The organism is Sinorhizobium sp. FG01, from assembly GCF_002531875.1.
Taxonomy (GTDB): Bacteria; Pseudomonadota; Alphaproteobacteria; order Rhizobiales; family Rhizobiaceae; genus Sinorhizobium; species Sinorhizobium fredii_C.
Genome location: NZ_NWTB01000006.1, coordinates 46,730 through 72,487, shown reverse-complemented (window position 1 = coordinate 72,487; position 25,758 = coordinate 46,730). Strand labels below are relative to the sequence as shown.

General features: G+C 60.9%; 25 protein-coding genes and 2 pseudogenes. 12 read left to right on the top strand and 15 right to left on the bottom strand.

Translation table 11 applies throughout. The features are described from left to right. Window positions 1-49: 49 nt before the first annotated feature. On the top strand, window positions 50-643 hold the full coding sequence (locus CO656_RS10670) for a TetR/AcrR family transcriptional regulator (protein WP_097525729.1): 594 nt from the start codon (window positions 50-52) through the stop codon (window positions 641-643). 63 nt (window positions 644-706) lie between these two features. Here CO656_RS10670 and CO656_RS10665 read toward each other — a convergent pair whose 3' ends face one another. Next, on the bottom strand, window positions 707-1,015 hold the full coding sequence (locus tag CO656_RS10665) for a PilZ domain-containing protein (protein ID WP_037418722.1): 309 nt from the start codon (window positions 1,013-1,015) through the stop codon (window positions 707-709). A 232-nt stretch (window positions 1,016-1,247) separates the two neighbouring features. Beyond that, window positions 1,248-2,321, bottom strand: a complete 1,074-nt coding sequence (locus CO656_RS10660; RefSeq protein ID WP_097525728.1) for a diguanylate cyclase — start codon at window positions 2,319-2,321, stop codon at window positions 1,248-1,250. Between the two features lie 230 nt (window positions 2,322-2,551). Between CO656_RS10660 and CO656_RS30200 the strand changes: the two genes are divergently transcribed. Next, the gene (locus tag CO656_RS30200) at window positions 2,552-2,839 is read left to right on the top strand and encodes a hypothetical protein (protein ID WP_162109105.1); all 288 of its coding nucleotides are present in this window, start codon (window positions 2,552-2,554) and stop codon (window positions 2,837-2,839) included. A 99-nt stretch (window positions 2,840-2,938) separates the two neighbouring features. Here the strand turns inward: CO656_RS30200 and CO656_RS10650 are convergent, their stop codons facing one another. Together CO656_RS10650 and CO656_RS10645 are read right to left on the bottom strand one after the other, a co-directional pair. Then, complete coding sequence (locus CO656_RS10650) at window positions 2,939-3,295, bottom strand: hypothetical protein (RefSeq protein ID WP_097525727.1); 357 nt, start codon at window positions 3,293-3,295, stop codon at window positions 2,939-2,941. A 233-nt stretch (window positions 3,296-3,528) separates the two neighbouring features. Then, window positions 3,529-5,649 (bottom strand): hypothetical protein, encoded by a 2,121-nt coding sequence (locus CO656_RS10645; protein WP_179864742.1) that lies wholly within the window; start codon window positions 5,647-5,649, stop codon window positions 3,529-3,531. 323 nt (window positions 5,650-5,972) lie between these two features. Here CO656_RS10645 and kdgD point away from each other — a divergent pair, with 323 nt between their 5' ends. Both kdgD and CO656_RS30795 read left to right on the top strand, forming a co-directional pair. Beyond that, window positions 5,973-6,878, top strand: a complete 906-nt coding sequence (kdgD, locus tag CO656_RS10640) for a 5-dehydro-4-deoxyglucarate dehydratase (RefSeq protein ID WP_097525726.1) — start codon at window positions 5,973-5,975, stop codon at window positions 6,876-6,878. Between the two features lie 410 nt (window positions 6,879-7,288). After that, entirely contained in the window at window positions 7,289-7,594 is a 306-nt protein-coding gene (locus CO656_RS30795) for a hypothetical protein (protein ID WP_234819761.1), read from the top strand. Here the strand turns inward: CO656_RS30795 and CO656_RS30790 are convergent. Next, window positions 7,569-7,688 (bottom strand): hypothetical protein, encoded by a 120-nt coding sequence (locus CO656_RS30790; protein WP_234819750.1) that lies wholly within the window; start codon window positions 7,686-7,688, stop codon window positions 7,569-7,571. The genes CO656_RS30795 and CO656_RS30790 overlap by 26 nt on opposite strands. Window positions 7,689-8,056: 368 nt before the next feature. Here CO656_RS30790 and otsB point away from each other — a divergent pair, with 368 nt between their 5' ends. The 3 genes from otsB (at window position 8,057) to CO656_RS30785 (ending at window position 10,968) form a co-directional block, all read left to right on the top strand. Beyond that, entirely contained in the window at window positions 8,057-8,845 is a 789-nt protein-coding gene (gene otsB / locus CO656_RS10630; RefSeq protein ID WP_097525725.1) for a trehalose-phosphatase, read from the top strand. 46 nt (window positions 8,846-8,891) lie between these two features. Further along, window positions 8,892-10,280 (top strand): alpha,alpha-trehalose-phosphate synthase (UDP-forming), encoded by a 1,389-nt coding sequence (otsA, locus tag CO656_RS10625; protein WP_037418705.1) that lies wholly within the window; start codon window positions 8,892-8,894, stop codon window positions 10,278-10,280. Between the two features lie 178 nt (window positions 10,281-10,458). Beyond that, window positions 10,459-10,968 (top strand): DUF2267 domain-containing protein, encoded by a 510-nt coding sequence (locus CO656_RS30785; protein WP_234819749.1) that lies wholly within the window; start codon window positions 10,459-10,461, stop codon window positions 10,966-10,968. Window positions 10,969-11,440: 472 nt separating this feature from the next. On the opposite strand, the gene CO656_RS10605 is transcribed toward CO656_RS30785, so the two are convergent. After that, entirely contained in the window at window positions 11,441-11,617 is a 177-nt protein-coding gene (locus CO656_RS10605) for a hypothetical protein (RefSeq protein ID WP_097525724.1), read from the bottom strand. Between the two features lie 283 nt (window positions 11,618-11,900). On the opposite strand from CO656_RS10605, the pseudogene CO656_RS30780 reads away from it, so the two are divergent. Then, window positions 11,901-12,053: pseudogene (locus CO656_RS30780) on the top strand (Ku protein); the annotation flags it as partial. After that, window positions 12,050-13,087: a non-homologous end-joining DNA ligase gene (ligD, locus tag CO656_RS10595; RefSeq protein WP_097525723.1), complete on the top strand. Its 1,038-nt coding sequence runs from the start codon at window positions 12,050-12,052 to the stop codon at window positions 13,085-13,087. The pseudogene CO656_RS30780 and the gene ligD (CO656_RS10595), both read left to right, overlap by 4 nt. Before the next feature lie 33 nt (window positions 13,088-13,120). Here ligD (CO656_RS10595) and CO656_RS10590 read toward each other — a convergent pair whose 3' ends face one another. The 4 genes from CO656_RS10590 to ligD (CO656_RS10575) form a co-directional block, all read right to left on the bottom strand. Beyond that, window positions 13,121-13,333, bottom strand: a complete 213-nt coding sequence (locus CO656_RS10590) for a DUF768 domain-containing protein (RefSeq protein ID WP_037418696.1) — start codon at window positions 13,331-13,333, stop codon at window positions 13,121-13,123. Between the two features lie 218 nt (window positions 13,334-13,551). Next, entirely contained in the window at window positions 13,552-14,070 is a 519-nt protein-coding gene (locus CO656_RS10585) for a DUF4334 domain-containing protein (RefSeq protein WP_097525722.1), read from the bottom strand. After that, the gene (locus CO656_RS10580) at window positions 14,058-14,951 is read right to left on the bottom strand and encodes a hypothetical protein (protein WP_097525721.1); all 894 of its coding nucleotides are present in this window, start codon (window positions 14,949-14,951) and stop codon (window positions 14,058-14,060) included. The genes CO656_RS10585 and CO656_RS10580 overlap by 13 nt, the downstream gene beginning before the upstream one ends. Window positions 14,952-14,979: 28 nt before the next feature. Beyond that, window positions 14,980-17,616: a DNA ligase D gene (gene ligD / locus CO656_RS10575; RefSeq protein ID WP_097525720.1), complete on the bottom strand. Its 2,637-nt coding sequence runs from the start codon at window positions 17,614-17,616 to the stop codon at window positions 14,980-14,982. A 228-nt stretch (window positions 17,617-17,844) separates the two neighbouring features. Here ligD (CO656_RS10575) and dinB point away from each other — a divergent pair, with 228 nt between their 5' ends. Continuing rightward, entirely contained in the window at window positions 17,845-18,942 is a 1,098-nt protein-coding gene (gene dinB / locus CO656_RS10570) for a DNA polymerase IV (RefSeq protein ID WP_097525719.1), read from the top strand. Between the two features lie 285 nt (window positions 18,943-19,227). On the opposite strand, the pseudogene CO656_RS10565 reads toward dinB, so the two are convergent. Next, window positions 19,228-20,187 (bottom strand): annotated as a pseudogene (locus CO656_RS10565) (3'-5' exonuclease); the annotation flags it as partial. A 269-nt stretch (window positions 20,188-20,456) separates the two neighbouring features. Between CO656_RS10565 and CO656_RS10560 the strand changes: the two are divergent. Beyond that, entirely contained in the window at window positions 20,457-21,053 is a 597-nt protein-coding gene (locus CO656_RS10560; protein ID WP_097525718.1) for a DJ-1/PfpI family protein, read from the top strand. 62 nt (window positions 21,054-21,115) lie between these two features. Here the strand turns inward: CO656_RS10560 and CO656_RS10555 are convergent, their stop codons facing one another. Genes CO656_RS10555 through CO656_RS10540 form a run of 4 tightly spaced genes read right to left on the bottom strand, consistent with a single transcriptional unit; the run spans window position 21,116 to window position 24,829 of the window. Beyond that, the gene (locus CO656_RS10555) at window positions 21,116-22,303 is read right to left on the bottom strand and encodes a Xaa-Pro peptidase family protein (protein ID WP_097525717.1); all 1,188 of its coding nucleotides are present in this window, start codon (window positions 22,301-22,303) and stop codon (window positions 21,116-21,118) included. Between the two features lie 31 nt (window positions 22,304-22,334). Further along, the gene (locus CO656_RS10550) at window positions 22,335-22,748 is read right to left on the bottom strand and encodes a cupin domain-containing protein (RefSeq protein WP_097525716.1); all 414 of its coding nucleotides are present in this window, start codon (window positions 22,746-22,748) and stop codon (window positions 22,335-22,337) included. Window positions 22,749-22,778: 30 nt separating this feature from the next. After that, entirely contained in the window at window positions 22,779-23,621 is an 843-nt protein-coding gene (locus CO656_RS10545) for a phosphoenolpyruvate hydrolase family protein (RefSeq protein WP_097525715.1), read from the bottom strand. A gap of 11 nt (window positions 23,622-23,632) precedes the next feature. Continuing rightward, window positions 23,633-24,829, bottom strand: coding sequence for a Tm-1-like ATP-binding domain-containing protein (locus tag CO656_RS10540; protein WP_097525714.1), 1,197 nt, complete (start codon window positions 24,827-24,829; stop codon window positions 23,633-23,635). A gap of 101 nt (window positions 24,830-24,930) precedes the next feature. On the opposite strand from CO656_RS10540, the gene CO656_RS10535 reads away from it, so the two are divergent. Further along, window positions 24,931-25,572, top strand: a complete 642-nt coding sequence (locus tag CO656_RS10535) for a TetR/AcrR family transcriptional regulator (protein ID WP_179864741.1) — start codon at window positions 24,931-24,933, stop codon at window positions 25,570-25,572. Window positions 25,573-25,758 lie beyond the last annotated feature (186 nt).

Below are 25,758 nucleotides of genomic sequence, written 5' to 3'. Positions count from 1 at the left end.
CGCATCGTATGTCAAATAAAATACGAGACGTATGTAAATAGGAGAGCGCATGCGCAGACCGCGCCACGACATGATTGCCGAAACCCGGGCGAAGCTGATTGCGGCCGCCCGACAGGCCTTTGGGACGGTCGGATATGCCGAGGCCTCCATGGACGATTTCACCGCCGGGGCGGGGCTGACGCGAGGCGCCCTCTATCACCATTTCGGCGACAAGAAGGGGCTGCTGCAAGCCGTCATCGAGGAAATCGACGCCGAGATGACCGCCCGGCTGAATAGCATCTCGGCTGCCGCGCCGAGCCGCTGGCAGGGGTTCATGGACGAGTGTGTCGCGTATATCCAGATGGCGCTCGAGCCGGAAATCCAACGCATCATGTTCCGCGACGGACCGGCGGTCCTCGGAGACATCTCGCAATGGCCAAGCAACAACGGCTGCATCGCCGCTCTCAGCGAAAGCCTGCGCCAACTCAAGGCAGAGGGCGCCATCATCAACATCGACGAGGAGGTGGCGGCACGCCTGATCAATGGCGCCAGCAGCCATGCGGCCCTGTGGATCGCGAATTCCGATGCGCCCGAGGAAACATCTCAAAGAGCTGTGGACGGCTTCCGGGCGCTGCTCGAGGGGCTACGGGTGACTAGGCCGTGAGCGGACCGGCGGCAGTGCCACGCGACCTCTGCGCGTCTGCTAAGATGCGGCACCGGCAGGCGCTCAGCCCTGGAAGAACTTGTAGTATGAGGCGATCTGGGCGGCCGTGTTGGATGAGAGCTTGAGCTTGATGCCGATGCGGTCTCCCCGGCTCCACCGGACAATGCCGGTCAGGAGACCAAGCTCTTGGCTGCGGATCGTAACCTCCTGTCCGGTGCGCGCGCCGATGTCGAAAAAGAGCTGAAAGCATATCCCCTCTTCGGAAAGATCCTTGACGACCCCGTTGCTCGATCCTGTCTTGCAACTGACGTTTCCGGTTATCTGGGTCTGCGTTCTCGCAGAAACACGCTGAACACTGTCCTTGTACGGCATAGCTTCCTCGCGACGTTGTCTTGACTGTTTATCTGTACCTGAAAAACATGAATCAATTTATAATTACAGCAAGGTACTGTATACGTTGGATAGCATCATCCTATACAACACCAGGAATTTGTCAGTATATACTTCCGTCTACGTCCACTCCTGGCTCGGAGACGTCCCGCTACCCTCGCCAATCCTCTCGCCCTCGGCGCTTTTGCAATATAGCGGCAACATAGCCTGCTGGTCAGCGGCGATAGAGCATCCAATCCTTGCGGGCGCTGGTGCCGCCCGTTGAAAAGAAAACGACCTTCTCGCCTGTCGTGTCTGTGGCAGCCTGCAGCGCTTTTTCCGCCTGCCCCACAAGTTCCGCGGCCGTGCTTGCATCATAGGTGGTGCTGCAGCCGAACCGGGCGACGACGGCAGGCATCTTCGCCTGGCGGCTGTCGAAGGCCGCAAGGCAGCTCTTTCGAAGCTGGTCAGCCATCTTCTGGATCTCCGCCTCCGCCGTCGTCCAAACGAGCATGCCGATCTGCGGCCGCTCCAGCCAGGCGGCAAAGTCGGTCGCCTGGACGGCCCGCGTTACGGCAAGGCCGAGGCGCTCCAGAATGGCTTCCTTGATCTTGATGAGTTCCTTGGCTTCGAACGGGTCGAGGACCAGCAGGTTACAGAGAAGAAGCGACACGCCATCAGGACAGGTTTCGCCGCCATAGAGTTCAGCCAGCCTCTTGTTGAAGCCGCGCCGGTTGGCGAGATTGGTGACGAGGTGCGTGAACTTTGTCCGCTCGAACGCCTCCACGTCGCCGGTAATCGCCGCGACGGACGATAACTGGTCCGATACGCGCTCGAGAATCTGCGTGCTCGCCGAGTGCTGCACTTCCGTCATCTGGCGGATCGCCCGAAGCTGCGACCGGATCGTGTTCATGTCGCGCGGATCGGCCGAGGATATCTTGCCGGTCGCCTGGCCAAGCATGCTGGTGTAGTTGGACAGCGAGTTCTGACCAGACAGCAGCGACTCCTTCAGCGTCGTCAATTCGCCCTGCAGGCGATTTGCGGACTGGTCATGGATCGACGTGCCGAAGTGATGCGGCAGGTAGGTCCGTGCCAGCGCATCGAGCTCCTCTTCTGAGATCGGCTTTGCAAGCCGCGCAAATTTTTCGCGAAGTTCCGGGTTGTTGCCGCTGACGATCTCGTACATGAGCTCGTAGTTCACCGGAGATGCGTCGATCTCCAGGCGGTTCAGGGTCGCAAATACATTGTAGAAAAGTTCCTTGCGATTTTGTAGTGCAAGCTGTTTGGACGAACTCACAATTGCCATCATGCAGCGCCTTTCAAAGAAAACGTCGCAGGCGATGCGGCCGTGACGACGTCGAATAGTGAGGCGTGAGGTCAGGACCTTAGAATTTGCGGCGGCAGAATTGTCGTGTCCGACCTCGCATGCATGCGGTTGTATTTGGCGCCAGTGCACCCGGTCGGACAACTCAGAGTAATATTAGCCGATTAAGAATCCGTGAAAGACAGCCCCTCTCGGAGTCTCCTGTCGAGCGTGTTATGGGCGGCTTGCATGATGTCCAGGTCATACAGGTGACCGATGGCCGCGAGTTCGCCCATCAGATCGCCTATGACCAAATCGACGCGCCGAGGCGTTTCCTGCTCATCGCCCATGATGAGCGCCTCGAGCTGATCAAAGGACCCGCCGAGGGCGCGGTAGAGTTCCAGGGACGTAAGCAGGAGTATTCTCTGGCGCTCTTCGAGATCACTCAGCGAGTCTTCTCCAAAGGCAGCCATCAGCCGAACAGCTTTGTTTTGAAATTCGCTCATCAAAATCAACTCGGGTAGAAATCGACAATACCCGCACGAATAACTCCGAAAGTTGAACGCTGATTTAATTTCAGCCAGTCCAGTTCTTGGCTCTGGTGCAGCTGATGCAGGACCTCGTCAAACGGTGTCCGGTGGCGCGAAGAAGCAGTTTAAGTCGTCTTCGGTCGGATGAAGACAGATGTGATAGTCGCCGTCTCCTGACGGGATTTCATCTCCATAGGGGATGAAGAACCAGTGGCTTCTGGTGGCGAGGGGGTGGTCTCCAGGACGGAGCGTGACGGAGAATCCGCGTCTGGCCTTGCTTACATCGGAAGCCGGTATGGCGGCGCAGTCTCCTCCGAGATCGTTGGCCTTGCAACAGGCCGGAGGATAGGCCCAGCCGCCGCCCGCCTGATGGGCGTCGCTCGGCAAGACAAGAACCACCGATAAAAGAGCAATGGCGATGACCGGCACTGATACTGACGTGAAAGGCATCGACGCCGCCCCTTCCACGAAGCTGCTCGGCCTACAGCGGCGAGCATGGGCAGGAATTTCCATAAGCAATGCCTAATTTACCACTCTTTCAGCCTTTAGGCAGCCATGCATTTCCGAGCACGCTCTCCAAGTGGGGCTCCAGGGCACTGCGGCCCGAGGAGCGGCGCTTCTTATCGGGAACTATGCGCCTTGACCTGCGGGCCCTGCGCGGCGGCGGGGCCCGAAGAGGCGGCCTATTGCGCGGCCGCCTCGAGCTCGACCTTGTCGAGAAGAAGCAGCGGGTTCTCGGAAGCCGCGACGAGATCGAACGCGCCAACGCCGTTTTCGGCCTTGGACCTGACCGTCAGGCTGAAGATCCCGGGCTTGGCGATGAAGCGCGACAGCGCGTCGACGGTGCCCTTGAGCTTCGGCTGGTCGGCAGCGAACTGCTGCAACACCGCCGCTGCCATCATCGTGAACATGCCGCGCGCCTGGTCCTCTGTCATGCCGTTTTGCCCGGCATAAAATTTGATGCCTTTGGCCATGCCGCCCTTGTCCTCGAGCTTGAGCTTCACTTCCCGCGCCGTGAGGCCGAAGAGCGCCACCTGGGCCATGACCGGATTGCCAGAGAAGAAGTCCTTGGTGAAGCCCCCCATCAGGCCGGAAAGGGAGAGGCTGCCCACATCCTTGCCGCTGACCGAAATGTCTTCGATCACCAGCGCCTGATTGGGCTCATCCCAGGCCGCTTGTATGTTCGAGGAGAGGACCAGTTCTTCGAAACCCAATTTGCGGAGTTCCGCTAAGGTCTCGTCCTTCGCGTCCTCCGAGAGCGGCACGCTCAGATCCTCGTAGCTGACGCGGACATTGGTCGGAATGCCGTTATAGGGCTTGGTGAGCGCTAGCTCATAATTCTTCAGCGTGAAGCGGATGCGTTCGAGAACGGCGGCGGCAGGCTTATTCGTCTGCTGATCCGCCCCGTCGGCCTGCTCCGTATCAGGCACGAGCCCCTCTTCGGCAAGCGCGTCCGGGTCATCGGTTTCGGCGTAGCCTTCCGCATCGGCGTTGTCCGTGCTCGTCTCGGGGTTGGGCAGGTCGACGTCAATTCCTGCGACGCGGAACGTGCCGAACTCCGGCAAGAGCGTGGTGAAGGGGAAGGTATTGAGCTGTTGCTCGTCCAGCGCAGCCATCTTCTGCAGCGCTTTGAGCGTCGAATCCCACGAAAAGCCGGTAATGCTCGCTTCGGAGAACTTGACGTAGTCGCCGCCCTCGCGCATCGACAGGCCGTTAAGCGCCGCATCGAACGTCCGGCCGTCGAGCCGGACTGCCAGGCGATCGATTGCAAGCTTGATTCTCTCGCCCTTGGTTTCGGCGTTCTCTTCCGGCGCGTCGATCTTGAGTCCAAGCATCTCCATGTCGCCCTTGCCGACCACGTCGGCCAGCGACAGGAGCCGGGCAAAGAAGGCTCGCCGCTCCTCCGGAGCAACCTCATCGGGCTTTGAGACCGATGACAACTTCTCCAGCAATTCAAGAAGCGGCTCGGCCGGCATGCGCATGCTGAACCCGTTGCTGCGCATTTCGTCATAGGCGAAACGCGTCTGGCTGTTCGAGAAGGCGATGGCCTTGACCGAAAGGGGACCGTAGAGCGGCTTTGCCTCCTTGTCCTCTGGCCCCGCCTTTTCCGTATAGAGGCGCGCCATATAGGCCGCGTCGAAGTCCTGTCCCGCCATTGCACCGATCGAACCGGTCATGCGCTCCTGCTTCGTACCTCCAAGCCCGTCGGGGATTTCCATGGCAAATTCAAAGCTGGCGCCGTCGGCTAAGTAGCGCGCGACCCGGCCATTTGCGATGTCGGCGAGGGCCACGTTCCTGTAGACCGTCTTCTGCTCGCTGCCGGCAATCGCCTGGCTGACGGTGACCTCGGGCGCCGAAACGCGTCTCACCGCAAGACCTTCGATGCGCCTCGACAGCGGGGCAGTGCTTTTCCCGCTGACGAGTTCGGCCAGCAATCCAGGATCGAGATTGGCGTCCTCGACGCTTGCATGCGGCACGGAGATCTTGCCCGTTGACGACTGGACGCTGAGGTCGCTTACCTCGAGCATCCCGTTCAGGAAGAGGATCTTGGGTCGTCCGTCGATCGCCGTGACACGGACATTCACGCCGTTGGTGAGCGGCAGCGTCACGTCGCGCAGATGAATGCGTCCCAGGAGATCCACATCGACGGAGGCCGCCGTGCCGCCGCGCGCTGCGACCAGTGCGTTGACCTTCCTCTCGAGCGCGATCTTGCCGCCGATTGCACCCGCCGCAACGATCGCGACAATCGCAACCGCCGCCCAAAGCGCCCTCCGGCGGCCGGTTTCCTTCCCTGCCTGCTCCACGGTTCTTCGTCCTTTCCCGACGCAATCTGATCGACTCCGCTGAGTAGACAGCCGGCGATGGCTTCGCAAGTTTTGCGGTAGTTATATTCACCAGTTTCTTCTATCGGCTGCAGCATTTCGCGCCCCGGAAATACATATTATGACTTTCGCAAAAAGTCCCTTCAGCGACCGATATGAAAGACCGCCGCTCTGGATTCGACGCTATCCTGCGCCGTCGGGTACGGGCGGGGCGCCGATCGACGGTTAGGGTTGGGCGGTTGACTCCCTCTCGATGTCATCATATGACTGCAAATGACATAATATCATTTCATGGAGAAGGTCCTTTGTCGCCAGATGAGATCAAGTCTCGCATCGCTTCGGGGCTATTGTCGTTTCCAGTCACCCACTTCCGAGAAGACTTCAGCCTCAATCTCGAAAGCTATCGCGGCCACGTCGAGTGGCTTGCCGGCTTCGGCGCGGCGGCCCTCTTCGCCGCCGGCGGCACCGGCGAGTTCTTTTCCCTCTCGCCGGAAGAGGTCGGCGATGTCACACGCGCGGCGAAGGAGGCCTCGGGAAACGTGCCGATCATTACCGGCTGCGGCTACGGCACGGCGCTTGCCAGGGAGACGGCCCGCCGTGCCGAAGCGGCGGGAGCCGACGGCCTTCTGCTGCTGCCCCACTATCTCATGGAAGCGCCGCAGGAGGGTATCTACCGGCATGTGAAGGCGGTCTGCGAATCGACCGGGCTGGGGGTGATCATCTACAACCGGGCGAACTCGGTGGCCAATGCCGAAACCGTCGCCCGTCTCGCCGAGGCATGCCCCAATCTCATCGGCTTTAAGGACGGCACCGGCAAGGTCGATCTCGTCCGCCACGTTACCGCCAAGCTCGGCAATCGGCTCTGCTATATCGGCGGCATGCCGACGCACGAGCTCTTTGCCGAAGGCTTCAACGGCGTCGGGGTGACGACCTATTCCTCGGCCGTTTTCAACTTCGTGCCCAAACTGGCACAGCGCTTCTACAAGGCCATGCGTGCCGGCGATCGCGCGACGATGGAAGAGATCCTGCACAGCTTCTTCTTCCCCTTCGCGGCCTTGCGCGACCGCGAGCAGGGCTATCCGGTATCGATCATCAAGGCGGGCGTCGAACTCATCGGCCGGACACCGGGCCCGGTGCGTCCGCCGCTGACCGATCTGAAGCCGAAGGAAAAGGAACTGCTCTGGACGCTGATCGAAAGGGCTGCAGCGTAGAAGCCACGGGTCCTCCGCAGCCGGCGACATGCACCGCCGGCGTGTCCCGCCCGACTCCGTTCGGGTGGGCAACCGTCACTGAAGCGAAGTTTTCGCAGACTTTGCGTTACCGGGCGATCTCAGCACTTCATCGAGGATGAAAGGCAGGAGACCGCCGGCCGCCGCGTCTGCCCCGAACGAGAAACTGCTGCCGTCTTTCCTCAAGATCGTCACCGGCACCGGGCAGCGCGGAGAAATCGTCGCCGGATCCGCCGCAACTTCGACAACGTCTCCCAGCTGGAGCTTCAGCCGGTCGGGACAGAACTCCGCGGGCAATCGCAACGGCAGGATGCCCATGCCGATCAGGTTGAGTCGCGCGGACTTGAAGCCTGCGCCAGGGCTCGTCGATCTCGGCGCCGGTCGGCCAAAGCATGGAGAGGGTGATCTTCCGGCCGTCGGCGGTCGTTCCGATCGGATCGGTCAGAATATCGAGCTTCACCGTACCGGCGCGCGCGAAGGCGACGACCAGCGGCGGAGAGGCAAGAGCGGCTATATCGAATACGCGGTTCATCAACTTCATCGCGCGGAGAGCTCAGCGCGTGCCGGGCCCGCGCACCGGCCATCGCGAAGGGGTATTGCGCACCGACAAGATTATTCAGGCGACAGCTAAAAGCAGCAAGGCGTCCGCCATGTTCACCGTCGAAACATCGATCACCGTGGGCAAAATGGACACATAAATAGGACGGACTTTGGATTGCCCAGCGTAATGAGAATGCCGGACATGAACGCGCTCCGGCCGCTTTGTCGTGGGATTGCGCGCCAGCACTGCACGGCAAGCCAGCTTAGGTAGGCAACCCCGGCTCACTTGATAACGATCAATAGGGTCGTAAACGTTTCAGCGATGCAAGCAAGGCCAGCGAGCGCCGCTGCCAGATAGATGATGTCGCCTATCACCATGCGGGCCGTCATCCAGCCGGCCAGGCGATATCCGGAGCGCAATGACTGCTAACAGCCTCGACCTTCTTCAGGTCTAGAGGCGCTTGCAGCGACAATGCCGTCCTTCGAGGTCAGTCGTCGGTCAAATTGGGCGATTGCGCCAAAGACAAGGAAAACGAGCTCGCCGGCAGTCGCAAGTATCGCCGGTCATTGATGAAAGTTGGGGTTGGCCGGCAATAGCGATCTGAGGTAGACATAGCGTCATGTCATGCCAGACGCAGCTTCTCAGCGCCTCGGAGGCCGCCTTAGGGGAGGACTTTCTCTCCGCTCTCTCGACGGATCTGGACAACTGGGCTCTGTTCCTCGATATCGATGGCACTTTGCTGGACCTCGCCGCAACGCCGGATGCCGTGATCGTTCCGCCTTCGCTGCCAGCGAATCTGGATGCCTTGTCAAGAAAACTCGGCGGTGCCTTGGCGCTCGTGACCGGTCGCGCTCTTGATTATGTCGACCAGCTTTTCTCACTGTCCCATTTTCCCGTCGCCGGGCTTCACGGTGCCGAGCGTCGCGATCCGGACGGCTTCGTACATAAGGCCGCAGCGACGGCGGAGTTCGAGCGGCTGAAGGCCGATCTTGTCGCCGAGACTGCCAACTGGGCGGGAGTTCTAATCGAGGACAAGGGAGCGGCAGTCGCGGCCCATTACCGGCTGGAGCCGGCCAGAAAACTCGAAGTTGAACTGCTGATGGAGCGGGCGTTGATCCGGGCAGGGCCAAACTGGACGATCCAGCACGGCAAGATGGTAATCGAGATCCGTCCGGCCCGCGCCGATAAGGGCCACGCGGTCGCGGCGTTTCTCGGGCAGCGAGCCTTCGCCGGCAGACGCGCGCTGGCGATCGGGGATGATGTGACAGACGAAGCGATGTTTCGAACGGCCAATCGGCTCGGCGGCTATTCGATCCGCATCGGATCGCATTTGCCCGCAAGCGAAGCCCTTGGCTCCATTCGCTCTGCCAATACCCTGCGCGACATCATCGCCGAATTGGCCTCCTAAAATATTTAAGCACCTGACATATTTTCATGCATGAAAGGAATCCGGCATGAGCCGTCTCGTCATTGTGTCCAATCGCGTGCCCGTTCCGGACAAAGGCGGCATTGCCCCGGCGGGCGGGCTGGCGGTCGCGCTGAAAGCCGCCCTCGAAGAGCAAGGCGGCATATGGATGGGCTGGTCGGGAAAATCGGGCGGCGAGCAAGAGCCGGAGCCGCTTGCGCAACTGCAGGAGGGCAATATCAACTATGCTCTGACGGATCTGACCGACACCGATGTCGAGGAATACTACCACGGCTTCGCCAACCGGGTTCTTTGGCCGATCTGCCACTACCGGCTTGATCTTGCCGAATATGGCCGCAAGGAAATGGCCGGATATTTCCGCGTCAACCGCTTCTTCGCACGGCGGTTGGCGCCCCTTGTCAAACCCGATGACGTCATCTGGGTGCACGACTATCACTTGATCCCTCTGGCAGCGGAACTGCGGCAGATGGGCCTGAAGAACCGCATCGGTTTCTTCCTTCACATCCCCTGGCCGCCCGCGGACGTGCTCTTCACCATGCCTGTTCACGAGGAGATCATGCGTGGCCTGTCGCACTATGATGTCGTCGGCTTTCAGACCGATCATGACCTTGAGAACTTCGCCGGCTGTCTTAGGCGGGAAGGCAGTGGCGACGAACTTGGCGGAGGCCGCTTCACTGCCTATGGCCGCTTATTCAAGGGCGGCACTTATGCAATCGGCATCGAGACCGCGGCCTTTGCCGAGTTGGCCGAAAAGGCATCGACCAACAAGACCGTCAGGAAAGCGCGTGAAAGCATCGAACACCGCAGCCTGATCATCGGTGTCGATCGCCTCGATTATTCCAAGGGGATCACGCAGCGCATCGACGCGTTTGAGCGGTTCATCCTGGCCAATCCGGCACAGCAGGGTCGTGTCACCTATCTACAGATCACGCCGAAGTCCCGCTCCGAAGTTCCCGAGTATGAAGCCATGCAGCGTACTGTTGCCGAACAGGCCGGCAGGGTGAACGGTGCTCTCGGCGCCGTTGATTGGGTGCCCATACGCTATATCAACCGCTCGGTGGGCCGGCATATTCTGGCCGGACTTTACCGGCTTGGCAAAGTCGGGCTGGTGACGCCCCTTCGGGACGGGATGAACCTCGTTGCCAAGGAATATGTGGCCGCGCAGGATCTCGACGATCCTGGCGTCCTTGTACTTTCGCGTTTCGCCGGAGCTGCCCGCGAGCTAAGGGGAGCGTTGCTCGTCAACCCATACGACATAGAGGGCACCGCCAACGCCATCGCGCGCGCGCTCAGCATGCCGCTAGAAGAGCGGAAGGAGCGCTGGAAGACGATGATGGATCACCTGCTGGAGCACGACGTCTCGCGCTGGTGCCGGGATTTTCTCAATGATCTGACCACCCTGGATCAGTCCGGTTGAGGCTCCTTTGCCAAACACCATCGATGCGCCCCATGGTGTCAGGTGGATCCGGCGACCGGCTATGTGATCTCGCCCGTGCATACCGCGGCAGTCCACCTGAAGCGGCGGAAGATAGCGGCCGGAACGTCGATGCTATTCTTGTGGTTCGGCGATCATCACATGAAAGCAGGAGGGGACCATGAGCGCTTCCGGCGTTGCCGTCTTCGATAAGACGCTTCAGATCACCAATGTCCGGCTCTATGAAATCATGGAACATCAGGGGCCGGACCGTCAGCGTGCATGGCATATCTTGAGTGCCGTTCTTCACAGCGTGCGCGATCGCCTGCCCGCCGACCTTGCAGCCCGTCTTTCGGCACAGTTGCCGTCACTGGTACGGGGTGCCTATTACGATCAATGCGAGCCTTCCAAACGGCCGGCGCACCAGCGTCGGGTCGAGAATGTGGCGGCGATGGCCTTGTTGTGGGCGGGCAGAGCTCAGCTGCAAATACGAAGTCACACGTGGGCTGAAGAAGGGCCTCGGTTTGGGCATGTAGGTCACCTGCGAGGAGAACAGGGGGAGGGCGTCGGAGCGTTTCAACTATGCAGGCATGGTGGAGACGACCCATCGACACACCTCGCGCGATCAGATCAATCTGTGTTGAAGCGATTTTTTGCCCATCCGCCACACGATGATTTCGAGGCGTACTGACGAAAGCGATTTTCGGTAAGGCCGGCGTACGCGAAGCCGCCTCTGCCGGATCTACACAGAGTCCGAGTTTGAAAGCGACCGCGCCGCGGACCGCCTCCAGTCGAGCAAGGACGGCGGCATTGCCATCGATTTCCGGCTTGAGTTCCGTGCCGCTGAGCCCGACATCCGCTGCTCGCACGAACGCCATCACCATCGCTGCATCGATTATGCTGGTTTCGATCGGCCCTGGCGGCCGACCGGTCACCGATCGACTAAGCGGCCGCCGTCAATGGCAATCTGGTTCTGACACCGTCCGAAGATGGTCTCCGCGCGCTCAGTGAGGACTCCGCAAAAATGGTCGATGACGGCCTTCTGCTTGGAGATTCTGAATAGATTGATCAACTGATCGAGCGATGCGCGCTCATTCAGGAGCGCGCGAACAAGCACGGCACGACAAAGTAGCCGATGGCCAGCCGAGAGGCTTCACCTGGGCTCAATGCTTGCGATCGCCTTTGTCACCCTGGCCCGGTTTGGTTTCATGTTTGGCATCGTGCCGGGCGTCGGCCGCCAGCGACCGCGAGACGTCGTCGCTCTCCTTGAACTTGCCCTCCTTGTCGCGACGGACATAGCGTTTGTCGGTTCCGGTATCGATCAGTTTGCGCTTGCTCACGACGAGACTCCCTTGCGGTTGTTCCTCCAAGAAAACGCGCGTGGCCCCGAAAAGATGCACCGAATCAGGACTCTAGTGGGACTCGCAAAACGAGCACGCGATCGCAGCCAAGTTATTGAAAAATGATTCGTTTCGACTCGGAACGATTCGCCGCTGATTCGCTTGAATCGCTTGAGTTGCGTCGGGATTATCAGGGTCATGGTTGGTCCAAGAGCGAATTGGAAAGGCTATATCAAGTTCGGAGAAGTGACCTGTCCGGTGGCGCTTTATACGGCCGCATGCGCGCCTGCTGGAGATAATCGCGGCCGAGAAGAAGGCGTCGAAGCCGCAGAAGGGCAAGAGCAAGGTGGCACCTTCGTCGTCGCCGAGCAATGTCGTCAACATCATGGACGCTTTGCGGAAGTCAGTCGCGACTGAGAAACGGGTGACCAAATGAGCCGTCGTGCCAAACCTTTGCTGCAGGACGATTCCGTCGCTAAGTCCAAACCGGCCCGGCCGCGCAATCCGGCACAACCCAATCTTCCGTTCGACCCGATGCCCCAGCGCATCGAGCCCTGCCTGGCGCTCCTGAAGCCGGTCCCGCCGAAAGGCCCGGATTGGGTGTTCGAGGTGAAGTGGGACGGCTATCGCCTGGCAATCCATATCGAGCCGAAAGGTGTCAGGATCATCACTCGCGGCGGCCACGACTGGACGCATCGTTTCCCGGCAATCGCCGAGGCCGCCAGCAAGCTCGGTGTCGGGACCGCCATCCTCGATGGCGAGGCCGTCGTGCTCGATGAGGAAGGACGGTCCGATTTCGGGGCGCTGCAGCGCTCGCTCGGCGGACGCGGCGGCAAGCGTTCATCGACGGAGTCGGTGTGTTTTGCTTTCGACCTTCTCTATTTCGATGGCCACGACCTGACAGGAACAGAACTCTCCGTGCGCCGGCATCTGCTCGAAGACTTTCTTGACGGCTCCGCCGGCGCGATCCAGTTGTCCGAGGAAGTGTTCGGGGATGGCGCCGCACTTCTCGAGAAGGCTTGCTCCATGGGCCTCGAGGGCATCATCGCCAAGCATCGGGATCGGCCCTATCGCTCCGGTCGCACCGGCGACTGGTTGAAGATCAAATGCGTCCAGAGCGAAAGCTTCATGATCGTCGGCTACGAGCAGTCGCTGACTGCCCGCGGCGGGCTTGGCAGCCTTCTTCTCGCCGGCCGCAAAGGTCATGACTGGGTTTATGTCGGCTCGGTCGGAACCGGGTTTAATACGAAGGACGCAGCATACCTGCGCGCCACTCTCGACAGGCTCAAGACCAAACGGCCGGCGGTGCCGCTCAAGGGCAAGAACCTGATCTTCGCGCAGCCGACCTTGATTGCGGAGATCGAGTTTCGCGGCTGGACCCATGACGGGAGCCTGCGCCACGCATCCTACAAGGGCCTTCGCGAGGTTCAGGACAATGCCGCGGTGTTTGACATGAGCGAGCGAGTCTGAAAGGCAGGGTGGCGAGCCGACCGCGGATGACCGCTACCAGAGCTCCTCCTCGACCGCCTCTTTGATAGCGCCGACGATATAATTGACGAGCCCGCCGCCGGCCGCTTCCACCAGCATGTCGCGACTGATGCCCTCCTTCTCCGCATCAGCGAGAAGATCCTCGACCAGCCTCGACGCGTCGCTCTGCTGCGTGCCGCTGTCGATATGCTCCGATTTCCAGCGTTCAAGGAATTGTTCAGGCTTCATAGCTTGGACCTCCTGACGAAGCGAACCCTTACGGAGGAAAATGGTTCTACGTATGACGTCATCGAGATTTGAAAAGCGGCCCGATGAAAGAACAGGGCGCTCGACCCTTTCGGGGAGCGCCCTGTCGGACCCGGACGACCGCGCGGCAGAACAGTTGCTCGCAAAAGCGGTCATCGATACGGGTGGTGAGCGATAGATGATCACCGGCTGCCCGCATTTCAAGGTCCGTCGACGCGCTGGAGTTCGAAGAAGTAGATCCGATCGTCACCATTGATCGTCATCGCGCCAATGATCCTGTCCACATCTATCCGTCGGAAATGATCGACAATGGGTTGATGGTCATAGACCAAGGCCGCGCTCTCGACGCCGCCAAACACCATCGTCTTCAAGGAGGCGACCGGGGCCCTCGCCCGCAGCCGGCGCTGGAGATAGGAAAACAGGTTGCTTGCCACGCGCATTCTGCCGACCTCGTGAAAACGTAACGCCAGCCGAAGCGGGATCCATTTCGGATCAATCGCGACCGGTCGCCGGTCTCCCGATCGAAACAGCAAGGCATCGGCGCGCATGTCCGGCGTGAACCGTTTGCCGAACCAGCCGAGATTTTCGAGCACACCGTCGAATGGATGCCCCGTCGGGATGCCGTGTCCTTTCCAAAGCCCGGCCAGTTCGCGCGTCTCGACGGGAGGCAGGCTCCGGAAGACCTCAAGCGCGGTTTGCTGATTTTTCACCGGGAGCATTCCTTCTTGTCGTTGCGCTCTCTGGCCCGTCGCCTTGATTTGGCGTTGCGCCGCGCCACGCGCAGTTCCTCCAGATCAGGCATCCACCAACCCCGTTCGAGCTCGCGCTCGTTCGGCGGCGTTCGTGCGGGCCAGGTCGTCACCAGTTCTTCGAGCGAGCCCGATCGCCACGACGTCCACACATATTCCTCGCCATCTTCGGCGGGGAAGTAGAACGTGCTGATCGTCGCCGGGTCGGCCAGCTCGCCGTCAGTGCCGATGAAGAAAACGACGCCGACATGCGTGCCGACGGCGCGGTCAAAGGGCGGAGCATAATCGGCAGGAACGGGATAGCGTTTCCGACGGCGCTCCTTCATCCTCGCCTTGGATGCCTCGTCTTCTTGCGTTCCCTTGATCGTTTCGCGCCGTGCCTGCCGTGCTTCCGGCTCACTGCGCTCCGCCGCCGCCTCGATCGTGGGCCATCGCTTCCGGAGTTCATTGAACGAGCGGTAAGGGACGGTCCATAGCCGGCGATCGGCGTCCCAGCGTGCATACGGAATTTCCCGGATCTCGTTGACGACCGTCCGTGAATAGGGCGTCTGGATCTGTAACGTGGCGGTCGTCGCCTCGAGATAGCGGCTTTCGATCGGATCGAAGGCGAACGCGTCCCTGCCCTTCTCATCAGCGAATCTATCGGCCTCCGCCTCCATCTCGGCCAGCCAGCGGCTGATGCGCTTTTCGGCGGTGCGGCCCGGAACGAACCAGGCATTCAGCCTGTCGCTCCAGCGCGCCCGCGGGAACGCCTCCCGAAACCGTGCCACCGTTATTCGGTCATGCGGCAGGTCGGTCGTCGCACCCACACGGGCGGGCCTGGAAGGCTGGTCTTTCGTTTCTTCATCCATCGGTCATGACCCGGGCGGCACCTAGTGCTCACGCGGCCCGTCTGGATTTTCCAAGGCGCTTGATCGCCTGTTCGAGCGGCCGCTCGCCATCACAATAGTCCTGCCAGGCAGTGGTTTTCGCAAGCAGCGCAGGCACGGTGCGAACGGTAAAGCGCTTCGGGTCGAGATCGGACTTCACCTGTGTCCAGTTGAGCGGCATCGAGACAGTGGCGCCGGGCCGCGCGCGCGGCGACAGCGGCGCCACGGCGGTCGCCATGCGATCGTTGCGGAGATAGTCGAGAAAGATCCTCCCACTCCTGAGGCTCTTGCTCATCTTGATGAGATAAAGATCGGGATTATCGCGCGCCATTTGCTCGCAAACGTCATGCGCGAAACCCTTGGCCTCCGTCCACGACAGAGGCTTGCGCTTATTCACAGTGAATGGCGTGACGACATGCAATCCCTTGCCGCCTGTGGTTTTGCAGAAGCTGACGAGGCCGAGCGCGTCGAGGCGAACGCGCATCTCGCGCGCGGCCGCGGTCACAGCAGCAAACGGGACGTCGGGACCAGGATCGAGATCGAACACCAGACGACCAGGCACTTCCGGCTTGCCGGGCTCGCAGTTCCACGGATGCAATTCGATACCGCCGATCTGGGCGATCGCCGCGAGCCCCTCGATCCGGTCGATCTGAAGGTAGGGCTTCTTGTCGCCGAAGACTTTCACCAGCTCGAGCAGGTTGGACGTGCCGGGCATCGCATGTCGCTGAAAAAATTGCTCGCCGCCAATGCCGTCCGGCGCCCGAATGATCGAGCAGGGCCTGCCCCTGATATGCTCGATGAGCCAGGTGCCGACAGCTTCATGATAGCGGGCAAGGTCCTCCTTTGTGACCGGTTCGCCATCGCCGGCGTCCGACCAGAGCGCCTTGTCGGGACTGGAGATGAGGACGCCCATCACCTCTGCCTTCGCGCCTTTGCGGCGGACAGCCCTCGTCTTTGCGCTCGGCGCCGGCTCGGGTGTGTCTGTCTTGGTGGGTGTTGCCGGCCGTTCGGTGTCGACCTCCGCGGCTGGCTTGTCTTCGCGCAGACCCTTGAAGGCTGCCTGACGAACTAGGCCGTCGGCCGTCCAGTCGGCGAACTCGATCTCGGCAACGAGCTCCGGTTTCAGCCAGGTGACTTCCTTCTCCTTTTTCGGCGCACCGATCCCGGTGAAGGGTGACTTCGATGTTTCCAACGCCTTCAGCTTGGGGACGAACCGCTCGACCTTCGCGGCGCCGAAGCCCGTGCCGACCCGGCCGACGTAGACGAAGTGATCGCCGCGGTGAACGCCGACCAGAAGAGATCGAAACTTGCCGTTGGTCCTGGCATAGCCACCGATCACCACCTCATGACCAGCCCGGCATTTCGACTTTGCCCAGGTATCGGTGCGGCCCGACTGATAGGGCGCATCCATCTGCTTGGAGACGATACCTTCGAGCGACAGCTTGCAGGCGGAGCGCAGCACCGCGTCACCGCCGGATTCGAAGTGTTCGACGTAGCGGATATGCGGATCATCGCTCCCGGCAGCGAGGAAGTCTTCGAGCCGCTTCTTCCGCTCGATCAATCGCATCGACCTCAAGTCCTCGCCGCCACCGAAGAGCAGGTCGAAGGCGAAGTAGACAAGGTTAGCGGTCTTGCCTTCCGAGAGCGCGGCCTGGAGTGCTGCGAAATCGGGTGCACCATTGTCGTCCAGGGCGCAGATTTCGCCATCGATGATGCAATCGGGCAATTCGGATGCAGCATCGGCGATCTCTGGATATTTCGCGGTCCAGTCGAGACCCTTGCGCGTCTTCAGCGTCACCTTGCCCTGGGCGACGCGCATCTGGATCCGATAACCGTCGAACTTGATCTCATGCAGCCAGTCGTCGCCGGCCGGCGGCCGCGCAAGCGTCTCGCAGAGCTGCGGCGCGACGAAGCCCGGCAGGTCGACTGTCGTGGAAGTCGCGATATTCTTGCGCGATCTCTTCTTGCGCTCGTCAGCCGCCAGACCGTGCTTGCTGTCCCAGACGGCATCCGCTTCTACATCCGCATTCGCCATCATGAACGGTCGTGGCTTGCGGCCCTTGCCTTCCGCGATCTGCTCCATGCCGCGGCCGGAGGCGACGGAAGTCGCGTTCTCCTCGAGGATCGCCGCGCCGTTCTCCTCAACCGAATGTTCGTCACGATGCTTGATCAGCAGCCAGTTGGTCCGTTTGCCGCCATCGCGATCGTTGCGCATCCGAACTAGGACGAAGCTGCCATGCAGCCGCTTGCCAAGAAGCGTGAACTTGAAGTCGCCCTTCCTCAGGGCCTCTTCAGGTGACTTCCTACCCTCCGGCTCCCAGTAGCCGCGATCCCATAGCATGACCGTGCCGCCGCCATATTGACCCTTGGGGATCGTGCCTTCGAAGTCGCCGTAGTCGAGCGGGTGATCCTCGATCTCGACAGCGAGCCGCTTGTCACTAGGATCGAGCGATGGCCCCCTGGTCACTGCCCAGGATTTGAACACGCCGTCGAGCTCGAGCCTGAGGTCATAGTGAAGCCGCGTGGCGTCGTGCTTCTGGATCACGAAGCGGCGGCGGTTCGATGGCTTGACCTGCGCCTTACCGCTCGGTTCGCTGGTCTTCTTGAAATCGCGTTTGGCGCGGTATTTCGAAAGATTGTCAGCCATTGGTTTCGCGGACCCTTCCAGTCGTACGAGGAGCGGCGCCGGCGTCTGCCTCCCGATCGTCGATGTTCACAGATGACAACGCGGCCGGCGGTCCGTAGTTTCGCGGGGCGCGCGTGGGTCAGGTCGGTCGAACAGTTGATATCGCGGTAAAGGCTGGTATGTTCCCTATTTGTTTCGGCGCAGATCCTCCGGTAATGCGCCGATCCCCTCGCCATCGCTGAAGCCGTCATGAACGACATAAGCCCCACCCCCATTCGCAAAATCGTCCATGTGGACCTGGATGCTTTTTATGCGTCGGTCGAGCAGCGCGATAACCCCGATTTACGCGGAAAGCCTATAGCCGTCGGAGGCTCCGCCGCGCGTGGCGTGGTCGCTGCGGCGAGCTACGAGGCGCGCGCCTATGGCGTTCATTCGGCAATGCCGTCGGTCACCGCCAAGCGAAAGTGCCCGGACCTGATTTTCGTGCCGCCGCGCTTCGACGTCTACAAGGCGGTGTCCCAGCAGATACGGGAGATCTTTGCGGAATACACGCCGATGATCGAGCCGCTATCGCTTGACGAGGCTTATCTTGATGTTACCGAGAACCTGAAAGGCATGGACATCGCCACCGAGATCGCGCTGGAGATCCGTGCCAAGATCAAGGCCGTCACCGGCCTCAACGCGTCGGCCGGCATCTCCTACAACAAGTTCCTCGCCAAGATGGCAAGCGACCTCAACAAACCCAACGGCCAGGCAGTGATCACGCCGAAGAACGGACCGGCCTTCGTCGAGGCCCTCCCCGTCAAGAAATTCCATGGGGTCGGGCCGGCGACTGCGGAGCGCATGCGGAAATATGGCATCGAGACCGGACTCGATCTCAAGGAGAAGACGCTTGAATTCCTGGTGGAGCATTTCGGGAAGTCGGGTCCGTATTTCTATGGCATCGCCCGCGGCATCGATGAGCGCCAGGTGAAGCCCAACCGGATCCGCAAGTCCGTGGGCGCGGAGGATACCTTCGTCGAGGACATCAATGATCTCGATCTGGCGACCGCGGAACTGAAACCGCTCGCAGAGAAGGTCTGGCGCTATTGCGAGGCGCAAGGCATCAGCGGCAAGACGGTCACCGTGAAAATCAAATACTCGGACTTCACCTTGGCGACGCGGAGCCGGACCGGGTCAGTAGCGTTTGCGGGCATTCCTGAAATCCTTGCTGCGGCGTCGGACCTCTTGGCAACCGTCTATCCATTCAAGCGACCTGTGAGGCTGCTCGGTGTCGCGCTTTCAACGCTGACGGCCTCCGAAATCAGTGATGCGCAATCACAGTCCCAACTTGACCTCGGACTCTGACGGGCATCGGCCCGAAATAAAAAAGCCTGCCGCGGGAGGAGGTGCGGCAGGCTTTCCTAAAAGAACCGAGCAGCGACTTGGGAGGAGGAGTGCCGCTGTTCCAACAGACGTCCTACTGGGAGGAGGAGTGGGCCGTCTGAAATTCGAAGCGTTGCGGGAGGGAGCATCGCTTCGATGAAAATGATCATACTGCGACAAGCGCCGTCCGCCAGAGTTTATGCCGTGCAGGTATGCATCAGCCGCAACAGTCTTTGGGACACATGCGTTACAGCCATCAGGCCCTAACCGATCGAAAGCAGTGAGGTACTTGGTTGGTGGGTCTGCCTCAGGGTATCGATAGATTTCGGACCTGAGATACCGCAGTTCGCCTTCCAGTTCCGGTTCATTGACCTCGATCCACCAGGATTTCGGGCGCACGTCGCTCCCGTCCGACCACCGGTAACCGCGGGCCTTGAGGTGATCCTTCATGTCGAAGGGGCTGTTCTCGGCAAAAATGCGCACCCGTGAGCGCTGACTTGTGCTGTAGAGCTCCGCAAATGCTGTCGTGGAGTGGGAAGCTGTTTCCCGAGCGAGTGCTTCCAGCGGAGCAAAGCAGTCGTCGACCGCTCCATGGCCATCATGAAAGAAGCGAGCCTGGCCAAGCAGTTAGCCGAGTTTCGCTCCCTCGAATCCACGTGAGGACCAGTCGATCTCGGAGTTGGAACAGGCCTATGCCTTGCCTGAAAAAGTCGACGAAAAAGCATCGCAAAACGGGCGGTCAAACCCGCGTTATGAGCGATGACCAGGTCGGCGGGGCGATTAGCGTTCCCAATGCCCTCATGTCGATGAGCTGTCCGGCCACCATCTCATCGGTGATGCCTGTCAGCCTGGTGATTTCGCCAGGAATGGAAATGCTCGGCTGCCGCAAACCACCATAGAGGCCAGTGACGTCGCCGATGTTGCCACGCTCGTCAAACGTGAAGGCAATTGCCCCTATTTCGATGATCTCATCCTTGCGATGGTTGAGCCGGGTTGTTTCGGTGTCGAGGATGACGCCCTTCAGCGGAAATTCAGGCCGAACGCTTGTGATGACCGGGCGGGGTTCGAGTTCCTCAGAATGCGATACCGCCCTGTAGAGATCAAATGGGCTGCCATTGCCTCTTCAACCGCTGCCGGCGGTGTGGATCGCTTATGATGCAGCGCCCGCGCAGCCTTCTCGGGTCGAGCGACAACATCGTCGGAAAACATATCGATTTGTGCAGTCATTCTTGCAGTCTTGAGCGCCGAAAGGTACGGACGTATCACGCACGCGCACTCAAGTCATGTTCAGCTCGACAGCGCCGAATCCAATCCAGCACTCTAGATCGGAAACGCATAGGACTCTTCTGATGTCTCCATGATATACGCAGAGGGCAAAGAAGCCCAGAGGGAGGGGTCCCCGATAGCTGGAGAGAAGCGGTTAACGCCGCTCTGAAACAAGAGACCAACCCATCCAGTCGAATGAGAAGTTCGTCCGCGGCAGAGGAGGAGAAAACATGCCAGGCAAGAAAATTCTCATGCTTACCGGTGATTTCACCGAAGAATACGAAATCTTCGTCTTCCAGCAGGCCATGGAGGCCGTCGGTCATACCGTCCATATCGTCTGCCCGGACAAGAAGGCCGGCGACATCCTGCGCACGTCCCTGCACGACTTCGAAGGCGACCAGACCTACACCGAGAAACTCGGCCATAATGTCGTCATTAACAAAACATTCGCGGAAGCAGAAACTCAACTCGACGAGTATCACGCCGTTTACTGCGCCGGCGGCCGTGGTCCGGAATACATCCGCACAGACAAACGCGTGCAGGCGATCGTGCGGCACTTCCACGAAAAGCAGAAGCCGATCTTTACGATCTGCCACGGCGTGCAAATTCTGATTGCCGTCGACGGTGTCGTGCGCGGCAGGAAGGTCGGCGCTCTCGGCGCCTGCGAGCCGGAAGTTACGCTGGCCGGCGGCACCTATATCGACCTCTCCCCCACCGAAGCCTATGTCGACGGCACGATGGTATCGGCAAAGGGCTGGACGGCCCTTGCTGCCTTCATGCGGGAGTGCCTTAAGGTTCTCGGCACCGAAATCTACCACAATAAATAAGACTGCGAGCCCGGCACACGATCGTGCCGGGCTTCGTCTTGCCGCGGGAGGTTGCCCGCCCGCTATGCCGCCCCGTGATTCCAGCCGCGCCCTCTGTTGCCGAACATCTCGTATCCGTCACTCGTGACGGCGAGCGTATCCTCGAGCTTGATGAAACCGCGCTTCGGGTGAAGCATCGTCGTCTCGACGGAAATGACCATGCCTGCCTCCAGAGGCCGATCCGCGTCCACGCCTTCATAGGCGACCGGGTGGTTGGTCATCAGGAAGGGTGCTTCGTGGCTGATGAGACCCATGCCGTGGCAGAAGAAGTCGGTAAAAGAGGCCGAAGGCAAGCTTTTCAAAACCGCTTCGGCCGCAGCGATCATCTCGCGGCCGAAAGCGCCGGCCCTGATCCTGGCGAAGGCGGCCTGCTGGATCGCCTCCACTTCAGCCAGCAGGTCCTCAAGCTCTGAATCGGGCTCGCCGAGAACGCCCATGCGGCAAAGGTCACCGATATAGCCGTGATAGTTGCCACCGGAATCGATTGAAAGCACCTCGCCCTTCGCCCACGCCTGCGGCGAGGCGGCGCGGTTGTGACTGGCGCCGAGGGTCAGCAGGCAATATTCGAAGTGGAGCCCGCGATTGGTCTCCTCCCGCCTGAGGCGTTCGATGATCTCGCCCTTCGTGGATCCCTCCCGTGCCGCCGCGATGGTAGCGAGCATGGAATCGGTTATCAGTTCGGAGGCAAGCTTGAGTTTTTGAAGCTCCTGCGGTGTCTTGATTGCGCGTAGTCGCTCCAGCGTATACGTCGCATCCACGAAGCGCGCTTCTTCTAGGCGAGAAGCCAACAGGTCCCGCGCATCGGAAGGCAGGAACGGCGGCTCGATGCCGATGCGAGCACCCGCCTTGCCGATCTTCTCCAGGTGCTCGACGGCAAGTTCTGCCGCATCGAGCGTGCCCCAGGTCGCCGTAAGCACGTTGGGTGTCCAGAAGGGCTTGTTCTGGTGTTCTCCCCCTTCCATGCGGTTGCCAACATAGGCTGAGTGGTCGGGTGAGCCCTTCTCATAAACGACGATCGGCAGATAACGGCTGTGGCCGATCGCATCCATTGCGGCGAAGAAGATGAACTTGTAGCCACCGAGCAGGTACTGCGTATTGTGCTTGGAGGTGGCGAGCAGCACGTCGATGCCCGCCTCCTCCATAAGCCTGTCGAGTTTAGCCGCATCGAAAGGCGGTTCCACCGCCCGCGCTTCGCTTGGACTGATGTTCACGGTTTTCTCCTAAAAGCCGTTGCCGCGCGCCTCAGGCACCAGCCGGGATTAATCGGAAATCCGGCAGGCCGCGAAGCGCACGCTCGGGGCCGGCCGGCGAATAGACGACAAACAGTTGCATCGGCCCGGGTCCCGTGTTCTTCGTCGAGTGGTACCGGCTTTCCGGTACATAGACCGTGCAACCCGGCCCGACCTTCTGCGTCACCGGATTGCCGTTCTCGTCCTCCACCATTTGTTCGCCCTCGCCCGAGATGACGAAGATGATCTCCTCAGAGCCGGGATGATTGTGACGCGCATGCCCCTCACCGCTCGGCAAGTCCACCACACCACCCGAGAAGCGCTCGGCCCCGTTCACCTCCGGCGCGACCGTCAGTGCGAGGCGGCCCCAGTCGAAGCCGAAGCTGTCGACATCCTTCGGATAGAGAAAATATTTGTCCTTCGCCATGCCGCGGCCTCCTCCCGCATCTTGCTCGCTTCAGACCACCGTACTGATGGCAAGCGCCTTGAAGTCTTCCGTCTGCTTGCGGATCGCCACCTCGGCCGGCAGGCGTTCCATGGAACTTGCGCCATAAAAGCCATTGCAGGCTGGGCAACGATCCAGGATGTAGCGTGCATCCTCCGGCATCGAAATCGGTCCCCCGTGGCAAAGCACGATGACGTCCTTCCGTACCGAACGTGCGGCCGCCGCTATCGCGTCGATTTCGCTCACGCAGTCGTCGAGCGACACCGCGGACGTGGCGCCGATCGCGCCTCCCGTAGTAACGCCCATATGAGCGACGATGATGTCTGCACCGGCCTTGGTCATCGCAATCGCTTCTTCCTCGTTGAAGACATAGGGCGTCGTCAGCAGGTCGAGCCGGTGGGCTTCGGCGATCATGTCCACCTCGAGACCGTAGCCCATGCCGGTCTCCTCGAAGCTCTGCCGGATCCGCCCGTCGAAGAGGCCAATGGTCGGGAAATTCTGTACGCCGGAAAAGCCCATAGCTTTTAGGTTCGCGAGAAACTGCGGCATGAACACGAATGGGTCGGTGCCATTTACGCCGGCGAGTACCGGTGTCGCCTTCACGACCGGCAGCACCTCCAGGGCCATATCCTTGACGATCTCATTGGCGTTTCCATAGGCGAGCAGACCGGCCGCCGAACCGCGGCCCGCCATGCGGTAACGGCCGGAGTTATAGATGATGATGAGGTCGATGCCGCCCGCCTCCTCGGCCTTGGCCGAAATCCCTGTGCCGGCCCCGCCGCCGATGATCGGCTTGCCGGCGGCGATCATGCCGTGGAACTTTTCAAGAATGGTCTTGCGGGGGATTGCTGGCATCGGCGTCTCTTTCAGGGGTTGGCGATGTCTCGGTAGGCGGCGACTGCGGCCTCGGCGAACTGCGGATCGTTGATGTGGAGCGGAAGCCATTCGATGCGGCGCGCGTCGGTTGTTTCGACGGTGGCTTCCAGTGCCTCGAAAAGCGCCGCATCCGCCGCAGGATCGAAGAAGGCGCCGCCCTCAATATCGAGCGCCGACACGCCTCTCTCCGGGATCAGGAACCGGAGTGGGCCCTTGCAGAGGTTCAGCTTTGCGCCAATCCACCTTCCGATCGCGGCGCACTCCTCCGCCGTTGTGCGCATGAGCGTGACGTTGGGGTTGTGGCGGTAGAAGATCCGGCCGGCATAACGCTTCGGCACCGTGTCGGGTGCCCAGAAATTCACCATATCCAATGCTCCGACCGAACCGACATAGGGCAATTCGGTGCGCGCAATTGCGCCGAAACGATCCTCCGTAGCCGGCAGCACGCCACCGAAGAGAAGATCGCAGACCTCCGTGGTGGTGATGTCGAGCACACCCGAAAGAAGACCGCTGTCTGCAAGCTTCTCCATCGCGCGTCCGCCGGTGCCAGTGGCGTGAAAGACAACACAGTCATGGTCGGCCCTCAGTCGTTCGACCATGGCAGTCACACAGGGCGTCGTCACACCGAACATGGTAAGGCCGAGAGCTGGCTTCGAGGCCGTTTCCTTTGCTGGCCGGTTAGCCATGGCGGTAATCGCTTCGGCCGCGTTGTGCAGGATCGTGCGGCTCACACGGTTGAGCCCAGCCATATCGGTAATCGACGGCATCATGATGATGTCAGAGACGTCGACATAAGGTGCCACGTTACCGGAAGCGAGCGTCGAAACCATGACCTTCGGCAGCCCGAGCGGCAACCTGCGCATGCCGGCAGCAATGATCGACGTCCCGCCGCCGCCACCGATCCCCACCACGCCGGCGACGTCGCCCCGCGTGGGAAGAAAACGCGCGAACGCCTCGCTCATCGCGGCGACCGCGGTCCCGCGGTCGTCGCCCGAAAGCACCGCGGCGGGACCGTCCGGATGCACGGACGCCACGGTTTCGGCGGAGATATCGACCGCAATCGTGGGACGACGCGTGCCGACATCGACCAGAACAGGCCGCCCGCCCGCCGCCTCGATGCAGGAAGCAAGATAACCGAGCTCCTCCCCCTTCGTATCGGCCGTGCCGACGACGTAGATTTGCTTCATCTCTCCTCCCCGGCGGCCCTGGCCCTCCCTAGCACTTGCCGCCTCATGCCGGCCGGTTCGCCGGCTCTTGCAAATTTATGAGATGCGCGTATCATAAAGACATGGATATCTCACGTCAACAGAGTGAATCCCCCTTGCGCAGCGAGCGCGGTCCCCGGGCCCGCACACGCAAACTCATGCTGGAAACCGCGACGCGGCTGATGCAGTCCGGCATCACGCCCTCGGTGAGCGAGGTCGCGGAAGCCGCCGAAGTTTCGCGCGCCACCGCGTATCGTTATTTTCCGAGCCAGGCGGCGCTGGTTCATGCGGTGGTGGACGAGGCGCTCGGCCCGATCCTCGACTGGCGCTCCGAAGCGCCCGATGCGCGCACTCGCATTGCCGATCTTCTCGCGACCGCCATGCCGCGCATCGACGAGTTCGAGGCAACCTTCAAGGCGGCACTGAAGCTTACGCTTGACCAATGGGCGCAGCGCCAGGCCGGCACGCTTGGTAACGAACCGCAGCTGATGCGCGGCCACCGCGTCGAACTCCTGCGACAGGTCACCGCCCCTCTCGAGGGCAAGGTGTCCTCCGAAGCCCGCGAGCACCTCGCTCAGGCGCTCTCGCTGGTGTTCGGTGTCGAGGTGCTGGTCGTGCTGAAGGACATCTGGGGGCTCTCAGCCGAACGCGCGCAAGCCGTTGCCGAATGGGCGGCGGCGGCCTTGGTCGAGGCGGCGATTCAGGAGGCGCAAACCGCGGCATGACACCGCGCACTCTCCTCGCAACTGGTTTAACCAATTTAGCTTATGCACATGTATGGCTGCTGATGGGGAAGATGGGTAAATTGAACTGCTTGGCAGGCATGGCAGGCTGCGCACCATCGAATTGAGATCTAGACAACGAGACAGGGACCTTGACGCTCGCTAGCTTTGGTAATACCAGATTGGTGC

Coding starts and splice junctions, on each gene's coding strand:
- CO656_RS10670 (WP_097525729.1), top strand. CDS start 50: ATGCGCAGACCGCGCCACGACATGATTGCCGAAACCCGGGCGAAGCTG.
- CO656_RS10665 (WP_037418722.1), bottom strand. CDS start 1,015: ATGCCGTACAAGGACAGTGTTCAGCGTGTTTCTGCGAGAACGCAGACC.
- CO656_RS10660 (WP_097525728.1), bottom strand. CDS start 2,321: ATGATGGCAATTGTGAGTTCGTCCAAACAGCTTGCACTACAAAATCGC.
- CO656_RS30200 (WP_162109105.1), top strand. CDS start 2,552: ATGGGCGGCTTGCATGATGTCCAGGTCATACAGGTGACCGATGGCCGC.
- CO656_RS10650 (WP_097525727.1), bottom strand. CDS start 3,295: ATGCCTTTCACGTCAGTATCAGTGCCGGTCATCGCCATTGCTCTTTTA.
- CO656_RS30795 (WP_234819761.1), top strand. CDS start 7,289: ATGGAGAGGGTGATCTTCCGGCCGTCGGCGGTCGTTCCGATCGGATCG.
- otsB (WP_097525725.1), top strand. CDS start 8,057: ATGTCATGCCAGACGCAGCTTCTCAGCGCCTCGGAGGCCGCCTTAGGG.
- otsA (WP_037418705.1), top strand. CDS start 8,892: ATGAGCCGTCTCGTCATTGTGTCCAATCGCGTGCCCGTTCCGGACAAA.
- CO656_RS30785 (WP_234819749.1), top strand. CDS start 10,459: ATGAGCGCTTCCGGCGTTGCCGTCTTCGATAAGACGCTTCAGATCACC.
- ligD (WP_097525723.1), top strand. CDS start 12,050: ATGAGCCGTCGTGCCAAACCTTTGCTGCAGGACGATTCCGTCGCTAAG.
- CO656_RS10590 (WP_037418696.1), bottom strand. CDS start 13,333: ATGAAGCCTGAACAATTCCTTGAACGCTGGAAATCGGAGCATATCGAC.
- CO656_RS10585 (WP_097525722.1), bottom strand. CDS start 14,070: ATGCTCCCGGTGAAAAATCAGCAAACCGCGCTTGAGGTCTTCCGGAGC.
- CO656_RS10580 (WP_097525721.1), bottom strand. CDS start 14,951: ATGGATGAAGAAACGAAAGACCAGCCTTCCAGGCCCGCCCGTGTGGGT.
- ligD (WP_097525720.1), bottom strand. CDS start 17,616: ATGGCTGACAATCTTTCGAAATACCGCGCCAAACGCGATTTCAAGAAG.
- dinB (WP_097525719.1), top strand. CDS start 17,845: ATGAACGACATAAGCCCCACCCCCATTCGCAAAATCGTCCATGTGGAC.
- CO656_RS10560 (WP_097525718.1), top strand. CDS start 20,457: ATGCCAGGCAAGAAAATTCTCATGCTTACCGGTGATTTCACCGAAGAA.
- CO656_RS10550 (WP_097525716.1), bottom strand. CDS start 22,748: ATGGCGAAGGACAAATATTTTCTCTATCCGAAGGATGTCGACAGCTTC.
- CO656_RS10545 (WP_097525715.1), bottom strand. CDS start 23,621: ATGCCAGCAATCCCCCGCAAGACCATTCTTGAAAAGTTCCACGGCATG.
- CO656_RS10540 (WP_097525714.1), bottom strand. CDS start 24,829: ATGAAGCAAATCTACGTCGTCGGCACGGCCGATACGAAGGGGGAGGAG.
- CO656_RS10535 (WP_179864741.1), top strand. CDS start 24,931: ATGGATATCTCACGTCAACAGAGTGAATCCCCCTTGCGCAGCGAGCGC.